This window comes from Chryseobacterium lacus, assembly GCF_003336205.1.
In the GTDB taxonomy this organism is placed as follows: domain Bacteria; phylum Bacteroidota; class Bacteroidia; order Flavobacteriales; family Weeksellaceae; genus Chryseobacterium_A; species Chryseobacterium_A lacus.
This window is the reverse complement of record NZ_QPIE01000003.1, coordinates 345,287-354,876: the sequence shown is the minus strand read 5'-3', so window position 1 is coordinate 354,876 and position 9,590 is coordinate 345,287. Positions and strand designations below refer to the sequence as shown.

The following is a 9,590-nucleotide window of genomic DNA, read 5'->3' as shown; positions in this document are numbered from 1 at the left end:
TGTATGTAATTACAACCCTATGGTGAGCCAGAACTTTATAGTGTATCCACAAACGGTGATTGACATTACCCCCTACGCTAATGTCTATGCCTGTACCGGAAGTACCTTCCAGCCTTACACCCTGCAGGCTAATTTCTCCACCGGGCTTACCGCCTCCAGTTTCTTTAAATGGATGAAGAACGGCAACGTGGTAGCACAAGGTACCAATATGACGTCCTTTACCATCACCGGCCCTAATCCTTTTGGCACGTACTGGGTAGAGGTGATGGATGTGAACGGATGCCTTGTGAAGTCCAACGCCGTTTCGGTAATACAAGACTGTGGTTCTACCGGCGGATGTACTGTAACTCCCAGTCCGAATCTATCAGTAACCGCTTCATTGGGTTCCTGTAATACCATCAATGCACAGGTTACCTTCACTACCGCCCCAAGCAGCATTGTCTGGAAGCTGAACGGCAATGTAGTACCGGGCACCGGAACCACCAATTCCATGACCACGACCCTTGCGGGAGTCAATGTGGTGCAGGTGGAAGCCACTTACGGCAGTTGTGTGCTCATCAGTACTGCACAGGTGATCAAGCCTTACCAGCCTAAGCTGAAATATGTGATCGGATGCGGTGGCGTGAACCCAAGTGCCTATACACTAACCGCGCATAACATCTCCTCGCTTTTCGGGGTCTCAGCCAATGCGGTGACGTACAGTTACCAACTGACCGGAGGCGGACAGCCACCACAGAACGGCAGCGGGCAAAGTGCGACGTTCAGCGGCCTGACACCGGGACAAACGTATCAACTGACCCTGACGCTCACTTCGCCGGGATTGTTGCCCTGCAGCATTACCGAAAGCATAACGCTGCCGGCAATGCCTGACATGAACTTTACCCTTTCCCCGGATCCAACAGGAGGAACGGTGTGTTCAGAGAGTGTCATCACCGTGAATATCCCGGGATATGACCCTGCAAATACCTACTTTATTGGATTTAGCGGAACGGGTGTGTATGCTAACAGTAGTACTTCTCAGATAACTTTTAATACTGAAGGTTTTAATAATGTCAGCCTTACGGTAACCACCCCATTGAATTGTGTTTTCATGCAGCAGACAGTTAATTTTCAAGTAGTAAAAGCCGAATTTTCGGGTAAGCTTGAGCCACCAACTGGTTATACTCTCTGTGAAACGAGCACCGTACAGCCGGTGATTACGTACAGTAATTGGAACTCTACAGATCCTTTACCCGCCAGTTACATCTGGATGAACGGTGACCAACCGGTACCGGGTGCACCCAATACCCAGAGTTTTACGCCCACACAGTCGGGGAATTACTGGCCGATACTGTTGAATGCCAATGGATGCCGGGACATAGGCATGGCTAACCAAGCCGTTCCGGTCACCATTAAACCCGTTCCTTACGCCAATATCGCAGGGAAAGCCAACCTTTGCCGAGGACAAGGCACTACCCTGTACGGAATTGTCACAGAACCTAATCTGGAATACCAATGGACCCTGTTGTATAACGGAACCACGACTGTTCTCCATCCATGGAGCACAGCGACACCTACGCAGATTCCAACCGGAACGCTGAACACCGCAGGAACCTATACCTATACTTTCCATGTACGGCGTACCGCCGATCCGGGATGTGGCACCTCTGTCAGCTTTACCATTACGGTTAGCCAGCCTCAGGATTATCCGGATATCGGAATGCATATTCAATGTCCTGACCCGATGAGTTCCACGCCTTACAGTGTTGAACTGACCATTCAGAATCCGCAGGCAGGCCAGTACAACTGGAGCAACGGCCAGTCCGGGACTACCATTACCGTCTATCACGGCGGCCTGTATCAGGTAACCCACACCGCTCCTTCCGGCTGTATCGTGAGTTCAGAGATCATGGTTCCCCATGATCTGGAAAGCCTGATGTGGATCTTCCCGACAGGATGTTATGACGTTTGTCTGGGTGACCGCTATATTGTAGGCCCAATAGGAGATTACAATAACCACGAATGGCAATATTTCGGCAACAGCCAGCAGGACGGCCCGGGCTTTATTTATCCTTTCTGGCCGCAACAGGCAGGGAATTATCAATTGATGATGGATAACGGCTACTGCCAGTTTACCTCCGGTACCGCTACCCTGAACCCCGATCCTTCCAAGTGCAAGATCCGATATGAGTGCCGCATTGAGCTTCATATTGAGGGGATCGAACCACAGGAAGGAGGTTATTACCTGCTGTATGGTATTATCCACAACTTCGGAAGTACTTCGGTAACGTTTACCATTACCAGTATGAACGGATATGGGGTATATCTGCCGAATACCATTACCATTCCGGCAGGAGGAAGCTATGATTTCTACGCCAATCCGCTGGTTTTCTATCCGGCTAACGGTTTCAGCGGAGGAAATGATGCGATCGTCTTCACTGCCATCGACTGTGAGGTGATCCACGAACTGGATTTCAGTGCCATGCGGGGTATCAAAAACCCACCGGTGAAAACCGTACTTCCTTCCTTCACGATGTCGCCCAATCCGGCGAGGTCGATGGTGACGGTACGCTATAATACCGGCCATCCAGAGGCAAAAGCCAGTATGTTATTGGTTCATGATGCCATGGGCAATGTGAAGTTCAGAAAAGACCTGAAAAGCGCAGAAGGTGAAGTGCAGTTTGACACTTCCGGCTGGCTGCAGGGGGTATATATTGTTACAGTAGTAGCTCCTGACCAACCATTGCAGGGAAAACTGCTGAAAGAATAAACTATTATTTAACTAACCACAGGTTGACCTCATCAAAGGCAGCCTGTGGTTTTTTTTATTTTACATTTAGGTTTACCAAAAAATGATTAATTTTAACTGAAAATTTTTACTAATGAAAAAAATACTATACTTTTTTACAATCTTTGTATTTCTGCCCGCTTTGATGCCTGCACAAACGTATAACTGGCAGTGGGCTAAAACTGGCGGGGGTTATGTTGGATCTTACGGAAGCGGAATTAATATGGGCAAAGATGAAATGATTAGAGATATAGTGGTGGACAATAACAACAACAGCTATTACCTGACCTCACTGTATCCCAATAATCCTCAGGTGGGAGGGGTACCCGTTACCCACTATCACGACAAAGATTTATTGCTCTATTCTTTAGACTGTAACGGAAACCTAAGATGGACAAAAACCATCGGAGGGTATCAGGATTACGAGCAGGCGTGGAAAATAAGCGTGGATAATAATGGCGGATTGTACATGATGTTTTGGGTTGGTAATGTTGTCGATATGAACGCTCCCCCCCATTTTACCCAGATTCATCTGGACGACAATGTGGTGCTTCCCAAAATACAACTGAGCTATCCTTACGGGAACACGCCGGACGAGGGCTTCCGGTCGGCATTTCTACTGAAATACAATACTTCCAACGGAGCTCTGGAATGGAGCAAACCGCTGCAAGGAATCCCTACTCACACTACTTCATTTGCCGACAATCAGGTGTGGACGATGGACAGCAACCATAATATTCACGCCATACTCGGATTTATGGAGGGCACCCATCTGGACGGTTTAATTACAGTACCTTCCAACTATTCGAACACTTATAAATATTATCTGGTCAAATTTGAATACCAAAACGGCACTATGGTGCCGCAGCAAAATCCAATCGCACTTCCCATTACTGGTAACATTACCAATGGCTGGAGGGCCGGGGAAGTTAAGTTGTTATATAATGAGACATTAAGCATCTATTATTTAGCAGGTACAAGAATGACTCCTGGCTTTAATTATAATCCTTTAACTTATGGAACGACAACGTTTCAAAACGACGGTTACCTCCTTGCTTTTAGTGGAACCGACGGTCAATTGTTATGGAGTAAAGAATTCAATAGCCCTACAACCGCAGATCCTTTTCATAAAATTTACGACATAAAAAAAGACAATTTATCTAATGATTTTTACATCACAGGTTGGTATTTAAATTACGGGAATAACATCAATACGTATTTGGATACTACTCCTATGACTTCTAATTTACATCTTCAAAATCCCTATGTAATGAAGTTTACGCAGGATGGTACTATTATTTGGACAAAGTCGGCCACTTCTTTAGATCATGGTTTCACGTGGCTAAGTTATACAGGAGAAAAGATTAAAATAGCCCAAAACGGGAACGAAATCGCCATGGCCAAAGGGGCTTTTTTGGAAAAATGGGATAACCATTCCATGAATATGCCTCTGAATGATCAGAACAGCCCACTGCTGATCCGCTTGGATAAAGACAACGGCAATATTGTAGGTTTTCATAAAATAAGTTCCGGCTACGGTTATCAGGATGAGTTCACTTCCATTGCAGTGGATAATGACGGGAATTATCTGTTAGGAGGGTTTTTCCAACATGAGTTATTTACAGATCCCAATGATGGGATTCCTACCATCACCAGCCCTATTGTAGATAAAACCAACTTTTTCGTAACCAAGCTCGCTAAATCCGCCTGCTCCCAGATGAACACCGCAGAAACCCCGGTGAAGCAAACGGATGTGGTTTTCTACCCGAATCCTGTAAGTGATGTTCTTCATATTAAAACTAAAGAAAAACTTACTTCCTACGAAGTCATCACCGCAGAAGGCAGGTTGATGAAGCAAGGTGCATTTACCGGCAACTACACGGTAGACATGAGTGGTGTTGCCACCGGAGTGTATTATGTGAAAGTGCAGGGTGAGAACTTTGCTACGGCAGGGAAAGTAGTGAAGAAATAGGTTAATTGATTGGTTAAAAAGCGAATTTGCGGATTTGCTGATTGCTGGTTAATTGATTAATCGATTAATTGCTTAGTAATAGCGAATTTGCAAATTTGCAAATTTGCAAATCAGCAGATTTGCCTATAAGACAGAAGGCTTCGACGGGCTGAGCCTGAGAGAGGGTTTGTTCTTGCGTAGTGGCTTCTTCAATAGACGAAAAAATCCCGGAACAGCTCCTTTTAGGGTCGGGGTAAAATGTTTCGGGATTTTTTGGGTGGATTTGTTTAAAAGTGGGGATGCTTACAGCATGACAAAGACAGTGGTGGTGACTCGGTTAAGATTTGTCTCAACTTTGCCAAAGTTTCAAACTTTGGCAAAGTTATTCCAGAAAATAAATAAGAATTTTTCACTTTTCAACTGCAACTTTTGGGCATTTTCGCATCTTAATACCAAACCATTGTTATGAAATTCATAACTTTGGTTGATGTCGTGGCCTTTTCACTTAGTATCAAAATAAAAAAGATTATGAATCAAAAAATCTACATCATTTCTGCACTCTTCGCCTGTCTAATCCTCCAGGCCCAGAATTACACCTGGCAATGGGGACAATACGGCGGAGGCGACCAGGGCTCTTTTGGCTCAGGATTTACTTATACTAATGATGAAAGCATCAGAGATATAGCGGTGGATAATAACAACAATTACTACTATCTTGCCACCATTAATCCAGGTAGCCCAACTCTTAACGGGGCACCCGTGACTAATTACAGCAGTCAGGATCTGTTTCTGTTTTCGACAGACTGCCAAGGCAATGTAAGGTGGACACGGACTATAGGTGGATATAACAAAAATGAGTATGCTTGGAACATAGAAGTGGATAATGCAGGAGGGATTTATATGTTAGGATATTTTGTTAATTTGTATGGAGTTGAAGCCCCCGCAGTTGCACCTATTAAATTTGATGATACCACCATTATTCCTTATATTAATACACCATACGCCGATCAAACAACGACTGATCCCGGTTTAAAAAGTTCGTATCTACTAAAGTATAATACGGGTGACGGAAGTTTGGCGTGGCAACAGGCTTTGCAAGGTGATGTATCCTGGACAACGAGACAGGCCGATTCTGCAATTTTTACAATGGACTCGGCGAAGAACATCCATGCTATATTAGGATTCCGAGCGGGCACCCATCTTAACGGACTTATTACCGTTCCCAGCACTTTCACAAATACCTATCAGTATTATTTGGTAAAATTTAATTACACTGCCAACACCGGGAATGTAGTGAATATGATTCCGCAAGCAAATCCTTTATTGCTTCCTATTACCGGAGAAATTTGGGCGGGTATGTTCGAGGGCAAAGTCAATCTGGTCTATGATGAGACCTTAAACCGGTACTATCTTGCCGGCAAAAGAATGTGGAGCGATGGTTCATTTACTTATACAGATTTTTCTTACGGAGGAACCCCTTTCACGGGAGATGGTTATCTTTTGGTTTTTGACGGCTCCTCAGGAACGGAACAATGGAGAAAAGAGTTTACAATGACTTCAAATCCGTGGAACTATCCGGATGATAATGTGGTATTTAACATTGTTAAGGACAGTACCACTTCTGACATTTATATTGGAGGATATTATTTTATATATAATAAAACAGGCTCTACTACCTTTCCCAACAATGCTTCGTTAGGAAATTATTCTTTTCCATATTATTATACAGGTTACAACCCATATGTAATGCGTATCAACCCGTTGGGTCAGGTGCTTTGGGTGGCACAACCTACAAGTATTTCAACTGCTTCAATGGAAGGCCATAAATTTTATAAAAGTTCGCTTGTTCTTAACGGCAACGAAGTTGCTTTCGCAAAAGGAAGCCGTGGAGACACTTGGGGTACTTACCCGATGGTGCGACCGCAGAACGATGATGCAGACCCGCTTCTGGTAAGATTAAATAAAGATACCGGAGCTGTAATTGGAGCGCACGAAATCTTAAGTACTTATGGTTCCAAGGATGAGTTTACCTCTATAGCGGTCGATAATGACGGCAACTACGTGGTGGGCGGTTTCAAGCATGGCAGCCTTTTTATGGATCCCAACGACGGCGTACCAGAACTCCACGGCAATACCACCAGCGGGAAATCCCAGTTTTTCTTTGCCAAACTGGCCACCTCGTCTTCATGTACCCAAATGAACACAGCAGAAACCCCGGTGAAACAAACGGATGTAGTGTTTTATCCTAACCCTGTGCGTGATATTTTAAATATTAAAACCAAAGAAAAACTTACTTCCTACGAAGTCATCACCGCAGACGGCAGGTTGATGAAGCAGGGTAAATTCAGCGGGAATTTTACGATAGACATGAGTGGTGTTGCCACCGGAGTGTACTATGTGAAAGTGCAGGGTGAGAACTTTGCTACGGCTGGGAAAATAGTGAAGAAATAGGTTAATGGTTTAATCGGTTAATTGGTTAAAAAGCGAATTTGCGGATTTGCGGATTGCTGGTTAATTGATGAATTGATTAATTGTTTAGTAATAGCGAATTTGCAAATTTGCTGATGCAAAAGGAAGGCTTCGACGGGCTGAGCCTGAGAGAGGGTTTGTTCTTTCGTAACTGCTTCTTCAATAGACGAAAAAATCCCGGAACAGCTCCTTTTAGGGTCGGGGTAAAATGTTCCGGGATTTTTGGGTGAGTTTGCTTAAAAGTGGGGATGCTTACAGCATGACAAAGACAGTGGTGGTGACTCGGTTAAGATTTGTCTCAACTTTGCCAAAGTTTGAAACTTTGGCAAAGTTATTCCAGAAAATAAATAAGAATTTTTCACTTTTCAACTGCAACTTTTGGGCATTTTCGCATCTTAATACCAAACCATTGTTATGAAATTCATAACTTTGGTTGGTGTCGTGGCCTTTTACCTTAGTATCAAAATAAAAAGATTATGAATCAAAAAATCTACATCATTTCTGCGCTGTTCACCTGTCTCATGCTCCAGGCCCAGAACTACACCTGGCAGTGGGCGCAATATGGCGGAGGAGATCAAGGTTCTTCGGGATCGGGATTTACTTACTTTCAAGATGAAAGCATCCGTGATATAGCGGTGGACAGCAATAATAATTACTACTATCTGGCAACGGTAAATCCCGGAAGCCCGACCCTGAATGGCACCCCGGTTACCTCTTATCACGGTCAGGATTTATTCCTTTTTTCCACCGACTGTCAGGGCAGCTTAAGATGGACTAAAACCATTGGTGGACGATTATCATTAGAATATGGATGGAATATAGAACTGGACAATAATGGCGGTCTTTACTTATTGGGATCCTTTTATACTACCAATTATGTAACAGACCCAGCACCAATTCCCATTCATTTTGATACCAATGTAACATTGCCTTTGCTTACTGTTCCTTCCAGCCAACCAACAACCATAGATCCAGCATTAAAAACATCTTATCTTTTAAAGTACAATACTTCTGACGGAAATTTGGCGTGGCAGCAGGCTTTGCAAGGTGATGTATCTTGGACAACGAGACAGGCCGATTCTGCAATTTTCACAATGGACTCGGCGAAGAATATACATGCAATCTTGGGTTTTCGGGCCGGTACACATCTTAACGGACTTGTTACTGTTCCCAGCACTTTTACAAATACCTATCAATATTATCTGGTGAAATTTAATTACACCCCAGGCACTGGTAACACGGTGAATATGACTCCACAGGCAAACCCTTTACTATTACCCATGACAGGTAGTTTGGAAGCAGGTATGGTTGAAGGTCAAGTATTTCTGCTGTTTGATGAAACTTTAAACCGATACTATATTACCGGCAAAAGAGAAAGTGGAAGTTCGGGCTCCTATTTTCCTTTATCCTATAACAATAACGCTTTTACTCAAGATGGCTTCTTATTGTCATTGGATGGCACCACAGGCGCAGAACTGTGGAGAAAAGAGTTTTATGCCTACCAGCCTTTACCCAGAAATCGAATTCATGGCATTGTAAAAGACAACGCATCTAATATTTATATTTCCGGTCTATATTTCCATTTCAATCCCAATAATACACTTACTGCTACTTTTGGCAATTACAACTTTCCTTCTTCTAATGGTAACACACCAGTAGTCTTGAAAGTCGATAGCGCTGGAAATGTACAATGGAGTAAATCGGTAGATGGGTATGCAAATTCTGTTGTAGCCGCTGGGTATGGCTATAGTAAAGGGCCTCTGGTTCTCAATGGTAATGAAGTGGCCTTCGTAAAAGGGTCACAGGGCGACCAGTGGGGAACGCACACCATGACCCGTCCGGCGAATGACGATGGGGATCCACTCTTGGTACGCCTCAACAAAGAAACGGGTGCCGTAATTGGAGCGCACGAAATCTTAAGTACTTATGGTTCAAAGGATGAGTTTACCTCTATAGCGGTAGATAATGATGGCAATTATGTAGTGGGCGGTTTCAAGCACGGCAGCCTTTTTATGGATCCCAATGACGGTGTACCAGAACTTCACGGCAATACTACCAGCGGGAAATCCCAGTTTTTCTTTGCCAAACTGGCTACCTCGTCTTCATGTACCCAAATGAACACCACAGAAACCCCGTTAAAACAAACGGATGTGGTTTTCTACCCAAATCCGGTAAATGATGTTCTTCATATTAAAACCAAAGAAAAACTTACTTCCTATGAAGTCATCACCGCAGACGGAAGGCTGATGAAGCAGGGTAAATTTACAAGAAACCATACCATTGATATGAGTGGTGTCACCCCTGGAGTGTATTATGTGAAAGTGCAGGGTGATGGTTTTGCTACGGCAGGGAAAATAGTGAAGAAATAAGAAAGGCAAAAGGTAAAAGGCAAAAGGTAAAAGG

The 9,590-nt window shown here is 43.9% G+C and carries 4 protein-coding genes; all 4 read left to right on the top strand.

What is annotated here, in order from left to right:
* The coding region (locus tag DQ356_RS05460; protein ID WP_147267612.1) for a T9SS type A sorting domain-containing protein at positions 1–2,749 on the top strand (2,749 nt) is incomplete at its 5' end.
* Between the two features lie 112 nt (positions 2,750–2,861).
* Positions 2,862–4,739, top strand: a complete 1,878-nt coding sequence (locus tag DQ356_RS05455; protein WP_114303454.1) for a T9SS type A sorting domain-containing protein — start codon at positions 2,862–2,864, stop codon at positions 4,737–4,739.
* Positions 4,740–5,246: 507 nt separating this feature from the next.
* Positions 5,247–7,169, top strand: coding sequence for a T9SS type A sorting domain-containing protein (locus DQ356_RS05445; protein ID WP_166413054.1), 1,923 nt, complete (start codon positions 5,247–5,249; stop codon positions 7,167–7,169).
* A 494-nt stretch (positions 7,170–7,663) separates the two neighbouring features.
* Positions 7,664–9,556 (top strand): T9SS type A sorting domain-containing protein, encoded by a 1,893-nt coding sequence (locus DQ356_RS05440; protein WP_114303451.1) that lies wholly within the window; start codon positions 7,664–7,666, stop codon positions 9,554–9,556.
* Positions 9,557–9,590: the final 34 nt, after the last annotated feature.

Coding starts and splice junctions, on each gene's coding strand:
- DQ356_RS05455 (WP_114303454.1), top strand. CDS start 2,862: ATGAAAAAAATACTATACTTTTTTACAATCTTTGTATTTCTGCCCGCT.
- DQ356_RS05445 (WP_166413054.1), top strand. CDS start 5,247: ATGAATCAAAAAATCTACATCATTTCTGCACTCTTCGCCTGTCTAATC.
- DQ356_RS05440 (WP_114303451.1), top strand. CDS start 7,664: ATGAATCAAAAAATCTACATCATTTCTGCGCTGTTCACCTGTCTCATG.